Source organism: Parablautia sp. Marseille-Q6255 (assembly GCF_951230155.1).
Lineage (GTDB): Bacteria > Bacillota > Clostridia > Lachnospirales > Lachnospiraceae > Choladousia.
On the sequence record NZ_CATNVD010000010.1, the window covers coordinates 91,138 to 105,958 of the forward strand.

9 protein-coding genes are annotated in these 14,821 nt (G+C 51.3%); 1 reads left to right on the forward strand and 8 read right to left on the reverse strand.

The genetic code is table 11. The annotated features are described in order from the left end of the window. Nucleotides 1-64 precede the first annotated feature (64 nt). The 8 genes from QOX44_RS09180 to tgt all read right to left on the reverse strand — a co-directional run bounded on the left by QOX44_RS09180 (nt 65) and on the right by tgt (nt 10,066). Nucleotides 65-1,303 (reverse strand): DUF1015 domain-containing protein, encoded by a 1,239-nt coding sequence (locus QOX44_RS09180; protein ID WP_283682794.1) that lies wholly within the window; start codon nt 1,301-1,303, stop codon nt 65-67. A 24-nt stretch (nt 1,304-1,327) separates the two neighbouring features. Beyond that, nucleotides 1,328-2,485: a 3-phosphoglycerate dehydrogenase family protein gene (locus QOX44_RS09185; protein WP_283682795.1), complete on the reverse strand. Its 1,158-nt coding sequence runs from the start codon at nt 2,483-2,485 to the stop codon at nt 1,328-1,330. Then, nucleotides 2,485-3,567, reverse strand: coding sequence for a 3-phosphoserine/phosphohydroxythreonine transaminase (gene serC / locus QOX44_RS09190; protein ID WP_283682796.1), 1,083 nt, complete (start codon nt 3,565-3,567; stop codon nt 2,485-2,487). The genes QOX44_RS09185 and serC overlap by 1 nt, the downstream gene beginning before the upstream one ends. Nucleotides 3,568-3,624: 57 nt before the next feature. Continuing rightward, entirely contained in the window at nt 3,625-5,298 is a 1,674-nt protein-coding gene (gene ilvB / locus QOX44_RS09195) for a biosynthetic-type acetolactate synthase large subunit (RefSeq protein ID WP_283682797.1), read from the reverse strand. A 60-nt stretch (nt 5,299-5,358) separates the two neighbouring features. Continuing rightward, the gene (gene ilvD / locus QOX44_RS09200; RefSeq protein ID WP_283682798.1) at nt 5,359-7,038 is read right to left on the reverse strand and encodes a dihydroxy-acid dehydratase; all 1,680 of its coding nucleotides are present in this window, start codon (nt 7,036-7,038) and stop codon (nt 5,359-5,361) included. Between the two features lie 46 nt (nt 7,039-7,084). Further along, nucleotides 7,085-8,167: a 3-isopropylmalate dehydrogenase gene (gene leuB, locus QOX44_RS09205; RefSeq protein ID WP_283682799.1), complete on the reverse strand. Its 1,083-nt coding sequence runs from the start codon at nt 8,165-8,167 to the stop codon at nt 7,085-7,087. Nucleotides 8,168-8,485: 318 nt separating this feature from the next. Next, nucleotides 8,486-8,755: a preprotein translocase subunit YajC gene (gene yajC, locus QOX44_RS09210; protein ID WP_442955396.1), complete on the reverse strand. Its 270-nt coding sequence runs from the start codon at nt 8,753-8,755 to the stop codon at nt 8,486-8,488. Between the two features lie 168 nt (nt 8,756-8,923). Then, nucleotides 8,924-10,066: a tRNA guanosine(34) transglycosylase Tgt gene (tgt, locus tag QOX44_RS09215; RefSeq protein WP_283682802.1), complete on the reverse strand. Its 1,143-nt coding sequence runs from the start codon at nt 10,064-10,066 to the stop codon at nt 8,924-8,926. Between the two features lie 396 nt (nt 10,067-10,462). Here tgt and QOX44_RS09220 point away from each other — a divergent pair, with 396 nt between their 5' ends. Then, a complete protein-coding gene (locus tag QOX44_RS09220) occupies nt 10,463-14,692 on the forward strand; it encodes a 2-hydroxyacyl-CoA dehydratase (protein ID WP_283682803.1) in 4,230 nt (1,409 codons plus the stop codon). Nucleotides 14,693-14,821 lie beyond the last annotated feature (129 nt).

A 14,821-nucleotide genomic window follows, 5' to 3' on the forward strand; every position in this document is an offset into this window, starting at 1 on the left:
TATTCACACAAATTTAAGGCGAATTTCCTGTTGTTTCTTTATTATATATTTTCAGTTTTTTCTGTTACCTTTCAATCTGATGGAGAAACAGTCCGCTGTACAGCTTCGGTTCAAACCATGTCGATTTCGGCGGCATCAAAAGTCCCGCATCCGCAACGGCAAAAAGCTCTTCTCTCGCAGTCGGATACATCGCAAAAGCTACCGCACAGTCCGTATGTACCCGGCGCTCCAGCTCCTCCAGCCCTCGAACACCTCCGATAAAATCAAGCCTCGCGTCATTTTTAGGATCTGCAATCCCAAGTACCGGGGCAAGCAGCTCCCTCTGAAGTACGGAAACATCCAGATTGTCGATCACACCCTCCCTGCAGTACTGCGCACGCAGCCGCAGCTCATACCATGTATCGCCGAGGTACATCGCAAACACACCTTTTTTCTCAGGCTTTTTTGCTTTCACACATCTGCGGACCTCAAAGCGCTGCGCGATCCGGCCTAAAAACTCCTCCTGCGTCATCCCGTTGAGATCCCTTACTGCACGGTTATAGTCCATAATCGTCAGTTCATCCTCTGGAAATAGCACTGCCAGAAAAGAATTAAATGCCTCTGTTCCATCATAGTCCGGATGCGCCCTGCGGCGGCGCTGTCCCACACGCACTGCTGATGCAGCTCTGTGATGCCCGTCTGCAATATACAGACGATCCACATCCCCAAAGGCAGCCTGAAGTGTCTCTATATCCTTCTGCCGGGAAACACACCAGCCTCTGTGGCGCACGCCATCGAAAGATCCAAAGTCAAACACTGCGTCCTGACGCCGGATCCGCTGTACAACATCCTGCACAGCTGCATTCCGATGATATGCAAGAAACACCGGACCCGTCTGCATACCGCATGCGTCTATGTGCCGGATCCGATCCGCCTCTTTTTCTTCCCTCGTGTTTTCGTGCTCACGGATCACATGGCTCAGATAATCATCGATTGCCGCACATGCCACTACGCCAGTCTGTACATGCTGCCCCTGCGTCAGCTCATACAGATAATACATCGGCTTTTCATCTGAAACAAAAACTCCCTGTTCCAGACGCTCCCGTATCATATCCCCGGCCTTTTCATAAACCCTCTGCGCGTACATATCGGTATCTTCTGCAAACTGTGTTTCCGGCCGGTCAATATTCAAAAATGACAGCCTATCCTTCGCCGCCTGTATATACGCTTCTTTTCGGCTGTACACATCATAGGGCAGCGCTGCCACCCGCGCTTCCAGGCCTCGCGCCGGTCTGATCGCCTGAAACGGTCTGATATCTGCCATGCAACCATCCTTTCTGCGGATCTTTTATTTTACCACTCGGACCTTCACAACACCTTCCACCGCGCGCAGCCGTTCCACCGTCTCCGGAGACACCCTGGCATCGAGGTCAAACAGCGTGTACGCATAATCCCCTTTACTTGTATTGCTCATGTTCTTAATATTCGTATCAGAAAGGATGTCAGCAAATCGTCCGATCATCATTTTCACGTTTCTGTGGTAGATCGCCAGCCGCGATTCTGCCGTGCAAAGACCGAGGTCACAGTTTGGATAATTCACAGAATTTCGGATATTTCCATTCTCCAGGAAATTTTTCAGTTCTTTGACTGCCATAACTGCACAATTGTCCTCCGACTCTACCGTAGAAGCGCCAAGATGCGGCGTGAGCAGCACGCCTTTTTTTCCTACTGTCACAGGATTGGGAAAATCTGAAACATACCTGTGTACTCTGCCCGCATCGATCGCCTCGATCACCGCCTCCTCATCGACCAGAAGATCTCTTGCGAAGTTGAGGATCACTACATTTTTTTTCATCTTCGCGATCGCTTCTCTCCCGATCATCTTTTTCGTAGAATCCAGAAGCGGCACATGGATCGTAATGTAATCACACTGCTCATAAATCTCATTTACATCATTGATATGGCGGATGCTGCGCGACAGGTTCCATGCTGCATCGACAGAAATATACGGATCATAGCCATACACCTCCATACCAAGGTGCACCGCTGCATTCGCGACCTGCACACCGATCGCGCCAAGACCGATGATGCCAAGCTTCTTATCCTGCAGCTCACTTCCTGCAAATTTCTTTTTCTCCTTCTCTGTCGCAGCCGCTACTGCCTCATTCCCCGCCTGCGTCTGGACCCAGTTCGCACCGCCTATGATATCACGCGCGGCCAGAAGCATTCCGGCAAAGACCAGCTCTTTCACACCGTTTGCATTGGCTCCCGGCGTATTAAATACTACGATACCCTGTCGGGCGCATTTTTCCAGTGGAATATTATTTACGCCTGCTCCCGCTCTCGCGATCGCCTGCAGGGACTGCGGCAGCTCCATCTCGTGCATATTTGCACTGCGCACCAGCACCGCGTCCGCCTCATGAATATTGTTCACCTGTCTGTAGCCTTCCGTAAAACGATCCAGACCAACCTGCGCGATCGGATTTAAGCACGTATAACGATACATTACTTATTCGCCTCCTCAAATTCCTTCATAAATGCAACCAGCTCCTCTACGCCCTGCATCGGCATCGCATTGTAGATGCTTGCGCGCATACCTCCGACAGTCCGGTGCCCCTTCAGGTTCACAAAACCTGCCGCCTCTGCTTCTTTTACAAATCTCGCATCCAGCTCCTTATCGCCTGTCACAAATGGAACGTTCATCAGCGAACGGTCCTCCCTTGCGACTGTCCCCCGGAACATTTCACTCGCATCAAGGAAATCATACAGCACCTTCGCCTTCGCCTCGTTGCGCTCCTTCATTGCCGCAAGACCGCCCGTGCGCAGGATCCATTTAAATACCTTGCCGCACATATAGATGCAGTAGCAATTCGGCGTATTGTACATCGAATCCGCATCTGCATGTGTCTTAAACTTCATCATGGTCGGCGTAAACTCCATCACCTCGTCCGTGATCAGATCCTTGCGGATGATCGAGATCACCATGCCCGCCGGACCGATGTTTTTCTGGACGCCTCCGTAGATGATACCATAATCTGAGACCTGAACCGGCTCAGAGAGGAAACATGAGGACACATCTGCTACGAGCGGCTTTCCTTTTGTATCAGGAAGCTTCCGAAACTTCGTGCCATAAATCGTATTATTTTCACAGATGTATACATAATCCGCGTCTTTGCTGACCGGAAGATCACTGCAGTCCGGAATATAGGAAAACATTTTGTCCTCGCTGGAAGCAATCTTGTTTGCCTGCCCGTATTTCTGCGCTTCCTGCCACGCTTTTTTCGCCCACTGCCCCGTGACGATATAATCAGCTACACGGTTCTTCATAAGGTTCATCGGGATCATTGAAAACTGGAGACTTGCGCCGCCCTGTAAAAACAGGATCTGGTAATCATCCGGGATCTGCATCAGCTTGCGCAGATCCTCCTGCGTCTCATGGAGAAGGTCACCAAACAGCTTTGACCGATGGCTCATCTCCATCACAGACATTCCGCAGCCTCTGTAATCAAGCATTTCCTCCTGCGCTTCCCGCAGTACCTCCTCCGGCAATACTGCCGGACCTGCTGAAAAATTATACACTCTGCTCATTTTCCCATCCTCCTCTTTTTTTGCGCCTGCGAATCACCGCTCTATCCGGCGTTTCGCTTACTGTATATCATCCTGATCAAATACGGTGTCGATCGGCTTTCCCGCTGCCACCATCGGGAATACCTTGTCATCACAGTCGATCATACAGTCCAGCACGACCGGTCTGCCAAGCAAAAGCGCTTTCTCGATTGCCGGAGCAAGCTCCTCCTTTTTTTCCACCCGGATCCCAGTCGCACCCATCGCCTCTGCAAGCTTCACAAAGTCAACTGCATCGTTTAGCACGGTCGCCGAATAGCGCTTCTCATAAAACAACGTCTGCCACTGGCGGACCATACCAAGCACGTGATTGTTGATCACGACCTGGATAATCGGGATATTGTAGCGGGCCGCCGTTGCGATCTCATTCATATTCATGCGGAAACAGCCGTCTCCCGCAATATTAATGACGGTCTTATCCGGATTTGCAACCTTAGCACCGATCGCCGCTCCAAGACCATAGCCCATTGTGCCTAAGCCCCCCGATGTAAGAAGTGTACGCGGCTTCGGATACTTATAGTACTGCGCCGCCCACATCTGGTGCTGTCCGACCTCTGTTACAATGATCGCGTCTCCTCCTGTCTGCCGGTAGATCTCTTCTATAATGCCCGGTCCGCTCAAAACCTCTGTGTTATATTTCAGTGGATATTTTTCTTTCAGCGCGCGTATCTCATCATCCCACTCATCATGTCTGTGCTCTGTAAGTCTTGCATTCAGGCGTTTCAGGACTTCCTTCACATCCCCGATCACCGCTGCATCAACCATGATATTTTTATTGATTTCTGCCGCATCCACATCAATCTGGATGATCCTGGCATTTTTCGCAAACGACTGCGCCTGACCAACGACACGGTCACTGAAGCGTGCGCCGATCACGATCAGCAGATCACTTTTTGTCACTCCGAGATTTGCCGTCTTCGTCCCGTGCATTCCTACCATACCGGTATACAGATCATTTCTTCCGTCAAACGCACCCTTCCCCATCAGAGAATCTGCGACCGGAGCGTGGATCTTGCGTGCAAACTCCTGCAGCTCCTCCTGCGCACCGGAAATTACAGCTCCGCCGCCCACCAGAAGGAACGGGCGTTTTGCCTCACAGATCAGGCGTACTGCCTCTTCCAGATCCGCTTCTCTGATATATTCTGTGCTTCTTACAATAGGATCCGGAACCTTTGGCTCATACTCCGCAATCCCTGCCGTCACATCCTTTGGAATGTCGATCAGCACCGGCCCCGGACGGCCTTCCTGAGCGATCCGAAATGCCCAGCGAATCGTATCTGCAAGCTTATTGACATCCTTTACGATAAAATTATGTTTGGTTATCGGCATTGTCACGCCTAAAATATCAATCTCCTGAAAGCTGTCTCGTCCAAGAAGGGACACGCCTACGTTTGCCGTGATCGCAACGACCGGAACACTGTCCATATATGCTGTCGCGATGCCTGTGACAAGGTTCGTCGCGCCCGGACCCGAGGTTGCAAGGCAGACACCGACCTTTCCCGTCGAGCGTGCGTAGCCGTCCGCCGCATGGGCGGCGCCCTGCTCGTGAGAGGTCAGGATATGACGGATCTCACCGCTGTGCTTATACAGCTCATCATATATATTCAAAATCGCGCCTCCCGGATAACCAAACACCGTATCAACGCCCTGCTCCTTTAAACATTCAATAACAATTTCTGATCCATTTAATTTCATACGCAGCAACCCTCTCTGTTCTATATGATATACTGGAGTATTTCCCTAATAAAAGACAGCTTATCTGCCCTCCTCAAGCGGATTGATCAGTACTGCACCGCGGTTGCCTGAGGTCACAAGCGATGCGTAGCGTGCCAGATATCCTGTCCTGATCTTCGGCTCGCGCGGCTGCCATGCAGCTTTTCTTCTTGCCAGTTCTTCATCGCTGACTGCCAGATCAAGCCTGCACTCCGGAATATTTATTTTGATAATATCGCCCTCCTCTACAAGAGCGATCGGTCCGCCGACCGCTGCCTCCGGAGATACATGACCGATGGATGCTCCCCTCGAAGCGCCGCTGAACCGTCCGTCTGTGATCAGCGCCACGCTCGAGCCAAGCCCCATGCCGGCGATCGCCGATGTCGGATTGAGCATTTCTCTCATACCCGGTCCGCCCTTTGGTCCCTCGTACCGGATCACGACGACGTCTCCCGCCACGATCTTTCCGCCGAGGATCGCTGCGATCGCATCCTCCTCACAGTCAAAGACGCGGGCAGGACCTTCATGCACCATCATCTCCGGCACGACTGCCGAGCGCTTCACCACACCGGAATCCGGAGCCAGATTTCCTTTGAGCATGGCCAGACCGCCTGTCTCGCTGTATGGATTTTCCACCGGGCGGATGACCTCGGGATTTTTATTTACACAGCCTGCAATATTTTCTCCGACCGTCTTTCCGGTGACCGTCAGACAGTCAAGATCCAGCAGATTTTTCTTTGTCAGCTCATTCATGACTGCATATACGCCGCCCGCCTCGTTGAGATCCTCCATGTAAGTAGGACCTGCCGGAGCCAGATGACACAGGTTCGGCGTGCGCGCGCTTACCTCATTCGCAATATCTACATTCAGCTCTACACCCGCCTCATGCGCGATCGCCGGAAGGTGAAGCATGCTGTTTGTCGAGCAGCCCAGCGCCATATCGACCGTCAGGGCATTCATAAACGCCTTCTCCGTCATAATATCGCGCGGACGGATATTCTTTTTAAGCAGCTCCATCACCTGCATACCAGCCATCTTCGCAAGGCGGATACGCTCCGAATAAACCGCCGGGATCGTGCCATTACCGCGAAGCCCCATACCGAGCGCTTCCGTGAGGCAGTTCATGCTGTTCGCCGTATACATACCGGAGCAGGAACCGCAGGTCGGGCAGACCTTCTCCTCATACTCTCTGACCTCGTCTGCCGTCATCGTGCCGGCTGTGTACTCTCCGACTGCTTCAAACATACTGGAAAGACTCCTCTTTCGCCCCTTCAGATGTCCGGCCATCATAGGCCCTCCGCTTACAAAAATGGTAGGAATGTTCAGTCTCGCTGCCGCCATCAAAAGCCCCGGAACATTCTTGTCACAGTTCGGGATCATCACAAGTGCATCAAACTGATGTGCCATCGCCATACACTCCGTCGAATCTGCGATCAGATCGCGCGTCACGAGCGAGTATTTCATCCCGACATGTCCCATCGCGATCCCGTCACAGACTGCGATCGCCGGAAATTCTCTGGGCACGCCGCCCGCCATGGCTACACCAAGCTTAACTGCCTCCGTGATCTTATCCAGGTTCATGTGTCCCGGTACTACTTCATTATAGGAATTTACAATACCCACCAGCGGACGCTTCATCTCCTCTTCGGTCATGCCAAGCGCATGAAAGAGCGAACGATGCGGTGCCTGCTGGATACCTGTTTTTACTGCGTCACTTCTCATAAAGATTTCCTCCTTTAACGTAAACCAACTTATACAGTATTGCCTGTCATACTCGTGCTGCGATCAGATCTCCCATCTGTACTGTACCGACTCTTGTACAGCCTTCCGACATAATATCTCCGGTGCGGTAGCCTTCTTTTAATACCTGTCTGACCGCCGCCTCTATCGCATTGGCAGCTTCATCAAGGTCAAGTGAATACCGAAGCATCATCGCAGCAGAGAGAATCGTGGCGATCGGGTTCGCAATACCCTTTTCTGCGATATCCGGCGCAGAACCGTGACTTGGCTCATACAGACCGAACTTTGTCTCATTAAGAGACGCTGAGGATAACATCCCTATCGACCCCGTGACCATGCTCGCCTCATCCGAGAGAATATCTCCAAACATATTCTCCGTCAGGATCACATCGAACTGCGCCGGGTCACGCACGAGCTGCATCGCACAGTTGTCTACCAGCATATGAGAAAGCTCCACATCAGGATAATCCTTTGCTACCTCCTCGACCACTGCTCTCCACAGCCTCGAAGAATCGAGCACATTCGCCTTATCAACGCTGCACACCTTACCGCGGCGCTTCCTTGCGATCTCAAAGCCCTTCACCGCAATCCTGCGGATCTCCTCCTCATTATATACAAGCGTATCGACCGCTTTTCGGATACCGTTTTCTATTGATGTCTCGCGCGCCCCGAAATACAGTCCTCCTGTCAGTTCCCGCATGATCATCATGTCGAAGCCTTCTCCGATGATCTCGTCGCGCAGCGGGCATGCAGCCTTCAGCTCCTCATACAGATACGCCGGGCGAAGATTCGCAAAAAGATTCAGCGCCTTTCGTATTTTCAGAAGCCCCGCCTCGGGACGAAGCTGCGGCTCCAGCTTATACCACGAAGAAGTGTTCGCATCTCCTCCGATCGAACCCATCAGGACCGCCTCAGATGCTTTCGCCTGCGCGATCGTCTCATCGGTAAGCGGCACGCCGTTTACATCAATCGACGCTCCTCCCATCAAAAGCTTCGTATATTCCAGCTCAAACCCGAATTTTGCAGCAGCCGCGTCCAAAACCTTGCACGCCTCCGCCACGATCTCCGGTCCGATCCCGTCTCCCGGGATGACTGCTATTTTATGTGCCATATATGTATCATCCTTTCTCTTCCTGCCCGCTTTTCATACGGCAGAACCCTTCTCAAATATATCTGCCCTGCCACTCAGACGGTGCTGTACACTTTTTCAGAAATTAACACTTTACCGTAGCAGAGCCTTTCAACATATAATAAAGGATTTCCTGCGATATTTCAACTGTTTAATTGCGTGAAACGAAAAATTTACGAATTTTGTCCTCTGCACACTCCGTCTCTTTGATAAGGCTCTCATCGAACGCAAAAAAACCACCTGATCAGCCGTGCTTTCCACTCGACAAATCAGATGGTTTCATTTTCATTTTTCTAAGGATTATTCCTGTCCCGGCTTCTCTACTTCTGCAATCGCAGCTTTTCTCATCGGGATTCTGCAGTTTTTGTTGCTTCCGAACTCCACGATGCAGTCCTCGTCTGTGATGTCGATCACTACGCCGTAAAATCCGCTCGTCGTCACGACTGTGTCTCCCACTTCCATTGATGCAAGCAGCGCTGCCATTCTCTTCTGCTCTTTCTTCTGCGGACGGATCGCGAAAAAGTACATCGCTGCACCAATGATGACAATGTACACGATCATAAGCATCATTCCGCCGCCTGCTCCTGCAGCCTCTGAGAGTAAATTCAACATCTATCGTTCCTCCTTTTCTGATGTTCAGTTATCCTTATCTCCGGCCTGTGTGCTCTTTCATAAATATGAAATCACCTTTCCGAAAGATAGCCGCTCTTACCATAATACCTTATTCCGCAGGTTGAATCAAGCCTTTTTTTCCTGATTTTGTGTATAACGGTCAATTTTTTCCTTTTTGAACTGTTTATACCGCCCCTGCTCGATCGCCTCTCTGATCTCCTCCATCAGATGATTGTAAAAATAGAGATTGTGAAGCACACAAAGACGCATGCCGAGCATCTCTTTTGCCTTCAAAAGATGGCGGATATAGGCGCGGCTGTAATGGCGGCATGCCGGACAGCCGCAGCCCTCCTCGATCGGGCGCTCATCCAGCTCATATTTCGCATTAAACAGGTTGAGCTTGCCGTCATTGGTATAGACATGTCCGTGACGTCCGTTCCGACTCGGATATACACAGTCAAAGAAATCCACACCGCGGTCCACGCCTTCCAGGATATTGATCGGAGTCCCGACCCCCATCAGGTATGTCGGCTTATCGGACGGCAGATAGGGAACGACTGCATCAAGGATGCGATACATCTCTTCATGTGTCTCACCGACCGCCAGACCGCCTACTGCGTAGCCGTCAAGCTCCATCTCGGAAATACGCTTCGCATGCTCGATACGGATATCCTCATAGATGGCTCCCTGGTTGATACCGAACAGCATCTGGTGCGGATTGATCGTATCCTCCAGACTGTTCAGCCTTGCCATCTCCGCCTTGCAGCGCGCAAGCCAGCGCGTCGTACGCTCGACAGAATTCTGCACATAATCGCGGTCTGCCACACTCGATGGGCACTCATCAAATGCCATTGCGATCGTAGAGGCCAGATTGGACTGGATCTGCATACTCTGCTCCGGCCCCATAAAGATTCTGTGCCCGTCAATGTGCGACTGAAAATACACACCCTCTTCTTTGATCTTTCGCAGCTTTGCAAGAGAAAACACCTGAAATCCGCCGGAGTCAGTCAGGATCGGACGATCCCAGTTCATGAATTTGTGCAGACCGCCCAGCTTCTTTACCGTCTCATCTCCCGGCCGTACGTGCAGATGGTACGTGTTGGAAAGTTCCACCTGCGTCCCGATCTCCTTTAAATCTGTCGTTGCCACTGCTCCTTTGATCGCGGCGATCGTACCGACATTCATAAACAGCGGTGTCTGGACCGTACCATGTACGGTTGTAAGCTCGGCACGTTTTGCCATGCCATCGCGTTTCAAAATTTTATACATGCTCTTCTCCTTCTCTGCTCTTTGCATTTTTGCCAAATTTTTTACCTGTTTTTTAGAAATATTTTACTTTCAGAATAATAACTATTTTTTCATCTTTGTCCTGACTTTTCACTGTATTTTCCCGGCTTATCCCGCAATATTGTCAGTCTTTTTTGTGTGATATTCTCTATACACTTTACGTTTCTGCTTCTAAACTGCTCAGAGATACAGTATATATGGAAATATTTAATATTGCAAGCAGTTTGAAATTTTAAAAATTATGTCGTATAATATGAGCTGCTGTAGAATCAGCCAGAAAATCATTTTTTATCAACGAAAGACTTCCTATTTAAAGTCTGAGTTCAGTTTTCATTGTCTTAAAATGAAGGAGGCGCAGGAAAAGCCTGCGGATATCGAATGGATAAATCTTTACATACACTTGGAATCGATATTGGTTCCACTACCGTGAAAGTTGCAGTTCTTGATCCAGATCAGGAACTCTTATTTTCTGACTACAAACGTCATTACGCAAATATACAGGAAACGCTGGCAGAGCTGATCACAGAAGCAGCCAACCAGCTTGGAGATCTGGAGATCTCCCCTGTCATCACCGGTTCAGGAGGGCTGACGCTTGCGAATCACCTCGAAATACCGTTCGTACAGGAGGTCATTGCTGTAGCCTCATCACTGGAGCACTTTGTTCCCCAGACAGACGTAGCGATCGAGCTGGGCGGTGAGGATGCAAAGATCATTTATTTTGAGAACGGCAATGTGGAGCAGCGCATGAACGGGATCTGTGCAGGCGGGACCGGCTCTTTTATCGACCAGATGGCCTCTCTGCTCCAGACGGATGCCACCGGCTTAAATGAGTACGCCAGAAATTATTCCTCCCTGTATTCTATTGCTGCACGCTGCGGCGTGTTTGCCAAGTCGGATATCCAGCCTCTCATCAATGAGGGCGCTACAAAGGAGGATCTGTCTGCCTCCATTTTTCAGGCAGTCGTCAACCAGACGATCAGCGGTCTGGCCTGCGGCAAACCGATCCGAGGCCATGTGGCTTTTCTGGGAGGCCCGCTCCACTTCCTGTCGGAACTGCGTGCAGCCTTCATCCGCACGCTGAAGCTGGATGATACGCATGCGATCATCCCGGAAAATTCCCACCTCTTCGCAGCGATTGGCTCCGCGCTCAATGCAAAAGAGACCTGTCAGACAACGCTTGGCGCGCTTGGGAAGAAGCTTTCCGGCAATATTAAAATGGAATTTGAGGTAGAACGTATGGAGCCGCTGTTTGCCTCAGAGGAGGACTATCACGATTTTATCGCACGCCAGAGCTGCAACCGCGTCTCAACCGCGCCGCTTGCCACATACAGCGGCAATTGCTTCCTTGGTATTGACGCCGGCTCCACGACCACAAAGGCGGCGCTTGTATCGCAGGACGGCACACTGCTCTATTCCTTTTACAGCAATAACAACGGAAGCCCGCTGCGCACGACCATCACAGCAATACAGGACATTTACCGTCAGCTCCCGCCTGACGCCCATATCGCCTACTCCTGTTCGACCGGATACGGCGAGGCGCTTATTAAGGCAGCGCTGATGCTCGATGAAGGAGAGGTCGAGACAGTCTCTCACTACTACGCAGCTTCCTTCTTTGATCCGGAAGTAGACTGTATCCTGGACATCGGCGGCCAGGATATGAAGTGCATCAAGATCAAAAACCATACGGTCGACAGCGTACAGCTCAATGAGGCCTGCTCCTCCGGGTGCGGTTCTTTCATTGAGACCTTTGCAAAGTCTCTGAATTATTCCGTGCAGGATTTTGCGAAAGCAGCACTTTTTGCCAAGCATCCGATCGATCTGGGCACACGGTGTACCGTATTTATGAATTCCAAAGTAAAGCAGGCGCAAAAAGAGGGCGCTGAGGTTTCTGATATCTCAGCAGGACTTGCATACTCTGTTATCAAAAATGCCCTCTACAAGGTTATTAAGGTCTCTGACGCATCAGAGCTTGGAAGACATATCGTCGTCCAGGGCGGTACCTTCTACAATGACGGCGTTTTGCGAAGCTTCGAAAAGATTGCCGGCTGCGAGGCGATCCGTCCGGATATTGCCGGTATTATGGGTGCCTTTGGCGCCGCACTCATCGCAAGGGAACGCTATCAGGAAGGCGTGCAGACAACGATGCTCTCCATTGACCGCATCAATGCACTTCAGTACACGACCTCTATGGCAAAGTGCAAGGGCTGTACCAACCAGTGCCGTCTGACGATCAATCGCTTCTCCGGCGGCCGTCAGTTCGTCAGCGGCAACCGCTGTGAGCGCGGTATCGGAAAGGAACGCAATAAGGATCACGTTCCAAACCTGTTTGAGTTTAAAAATAAGCTGCTCTTTTCTTATGAGCCGCTTCCTGAGGATGAGGCGGATCGGGGTATTGTCGGTATCCCGCGTGTCCTGAATATGTACGAGAACTACCCGTTCTGGTTCCGCTTTTTCACAACGCTCAGATACCGGGTGATCCTCTCCCCGCCGAGCACACGCAAGATCTACGAGCTTGGCATTGAATCCATTCCGAGCGAGTCTGAGTGTTATCCGGCAAAGCTTGCGCACGGACACGTCGAATGGCTGATCCGAAAGGGCATTACATACATCTTTTATCCGTGCATCCCGTACGAGCGCACAGAGTTTAAGGATGCGCCAAACCACTACAATTGTCCGATCGTCACCTCATACGCGGAAAATATCAAAAACAACGTCGAGGGGCTGCGCACCGGCAATATCCGCTTCGAGAATCCGTTTATTGCATTTACGAATCTTGAGACGGTGACCAGGCGGCTGCAGGAAGCGTTCCCGGATATTCCGGCCACAGAGGTAGCAGAAGCAGCAAAAGCCGGATGGGAAGAGCTGTCGCACACCCGGGAGGCCATGTATAAAAAAGGGGAGGAGACGCTGAAATATCTGGAGGAAACAGGCCGCCATGGTATCGTGCTGGCCGGCAGACCGTATCACATTGATTCTGAGATCAACCACGGGATTCCCGAGCTGATTAATTCCTTCGGTATGGCAGTACTGACAGAGGATTCGATCTCCCATCTCAATCCGGTCGAACGGCCGCTGATGGTGCTCGACCAGTGGATGTACCACAGCCGTCTCTATGCCGCGGCAAATTATGTCAAAACACGCGAGGATCTTGACCTGATCCAGCTCAATTCCTTTGGCTGCGGCCTTGACGCAGTAACGACGGATGAAGTAAATGATATTCTCTCACACTCAGGCAAGATCTATACCTGCCTGAAGATCGATGAGGTAAACAACCTGGGAGCGGCAAAGATCCGTATCCGTTCGCTGATCTCTGCGATCCGCGTGCGAAAGCAGAATAATGAGAAGCCGCGTCAGATCGTTCCGGCAAGCATTAACCGCGCTGTGTTCACAAAAGAAATGCGCAGGGATTACACCATCCTCTGTCCTCAGATGTCCCCGATCCATTTCGGGATGCTCGAGGCCGCATTAAACGCTTCCGGCTACCACATCGAGCTGCTCCGCAACGATAACCGAAAAGCAGTTGACGTCGGACTGAAATACGTAAACAATGACGCCTGCTATCCGTCCCTGATGGTCGTTGGGCAGATCATGGACGCGCTGCTCTCCGGTAAGTATGATCTGAGCCGCACTGCTGTCATCATGACACAGACCGGCGGCGGATGCCGTGCTTCCAACTACGTTGGCTTTATCCGCCGCGCTCTGCAAAAGGCCGGCATCCCGGATATCCCTGTTATCTCCCTGAACCTGAGCAGCCTGGAGAGCAACCCGGGATTTTCGATCAGCTATCAGATGGTAAAACGCGCGATGTTCGCTCTCGTATTCGGCGATATTTTCATGCGCTGTCTTTACCGGATGCGTCCATACGAGCAAACACCGGGATCAGCCAATGAGCTGTTTCACAAATGGGAGAAGCGCTGCTGTGATTTTGTCTCCGGCAAGCCCTCCTACAATCAGTTCCGAAAAATGTGCCGTGAGATCATTCAGGAGTTTGATCATCTCCCGATCACCGATCAGCAAAAGCCAAAGGTCGGCATTGTCGGAGAGATCCTGGTAAAATTCATGCCGGCAGCAAACAACCATCTTGTCGAGCTTCTGGAAGCAGAGGGCGCGCAGGCGGTTGTCCCGGATCTGATGGATTTCCTGCTCTACTGCTTCTACAATCAGAATTTCAAAAGCCAGTATCTGGGCACAAAGAAGAAATCTGCAATGATCGCAAACTTTGGCATCTATGTACTGGAAAAGCTGCGCTCGGCGGCTGCTGACGAGCTGAACAAAAGCGTACACTTTGACGCCCCGCCAAATATCGAGCATCTAAGCGAAATGGCGCAGGATATCGTCTCACTTGGCAATCAGACCGGAGAAGGCTGGTTCCTGACCGGAGAGATGCTTGAGCTCATCCATTCCGGCGTCAATAACATTGTCTGCACACAGCCATTCGCCTGCCTGCCAAATCACGTAGTCGGCAAGGGCGTGATCAAGGAGCTGCGCAGACAGTATCCGCTCTCCAACATCGTAGCGATCGACTATGACCCCGGTGCGAGCGAGGTCAACCAGCTTAACCGTATCAAGCTGATGCTTTCTACCGCACAGAAAAATCTGAAGAAATGATGATAAGCAAAGCGCTGCAAAACCGTCTCTGAGGCCGGTGACTTGCAGCGCTTCGTTTTGCACTGTTCCACCCCCTCTGCCCATAGCCGGAGTCTCCAATCCCATAGAGATGTTCTTCCCATCTGTCGC

Bases quoted from the DNA above. Each gene is read 5' to 3' on its own strand.
- QOX44_RS09180 (WP_283682794.1), bottom strand. From the start codon at position 1,303: ATGGCAGATATCAGACCGTTTCAGGCGATCAGACCGGCGCGAGGCCTG.
- ilvB (WP_283682797.1), bottom strand. From the start codon at position 5,298: ATGAAATTAAATGGATCAGAAATTGTTATTGAATGTTTAAAGGAGCAG.
- leuB (WP_283682799.1), bottom strand. From the start codon at position 8,167: ATGGCACATAAAATAGCAGTCATCCCGGGAGACGGGATCGGACCGGAG.
- QOX44_RS09185 (WP_283682795.1), bottom strand. From the start codon at position 2,485: ATGTATCGTTATACGTGCTTAAATCCGATCGCGCAGGTTGGTCTGGAT.
- tgt (WP_283682802.1), bottom strand. From the start codon at position 10,066: ATGTATAAAATTTTGAAACGCGATGGCATGGCAAAACGTGCCGAGCTT.
- QOX44_RS09220 (WP_283682803.1), top strand. From the start codon at position 10,463: ATGGATAAATCTTTACATACACTTGGAATCGATATTGGTTCCACTACC.
- serC (WP_283682796.1), bottom strand. From the start codon at position 3,567: ATGAGCAGAGTGTATAATTTTTCAGCAGGTCCGGCAGTATTGCCGGAG.
- ilvD (WP_283682798.1), bottom strand. From the start codon at position 7,038: ATGAGAAGTGACGCAGTAAAAACAGGTATCCAGCAGGCACCGCATCGT.
- yajC (WP_442955396.1), bottom strand. From the start codon at position 8,755: ATGATGCTTATGATCGTGTACATTGTCATCATTGGTGCAGCGATGTAC.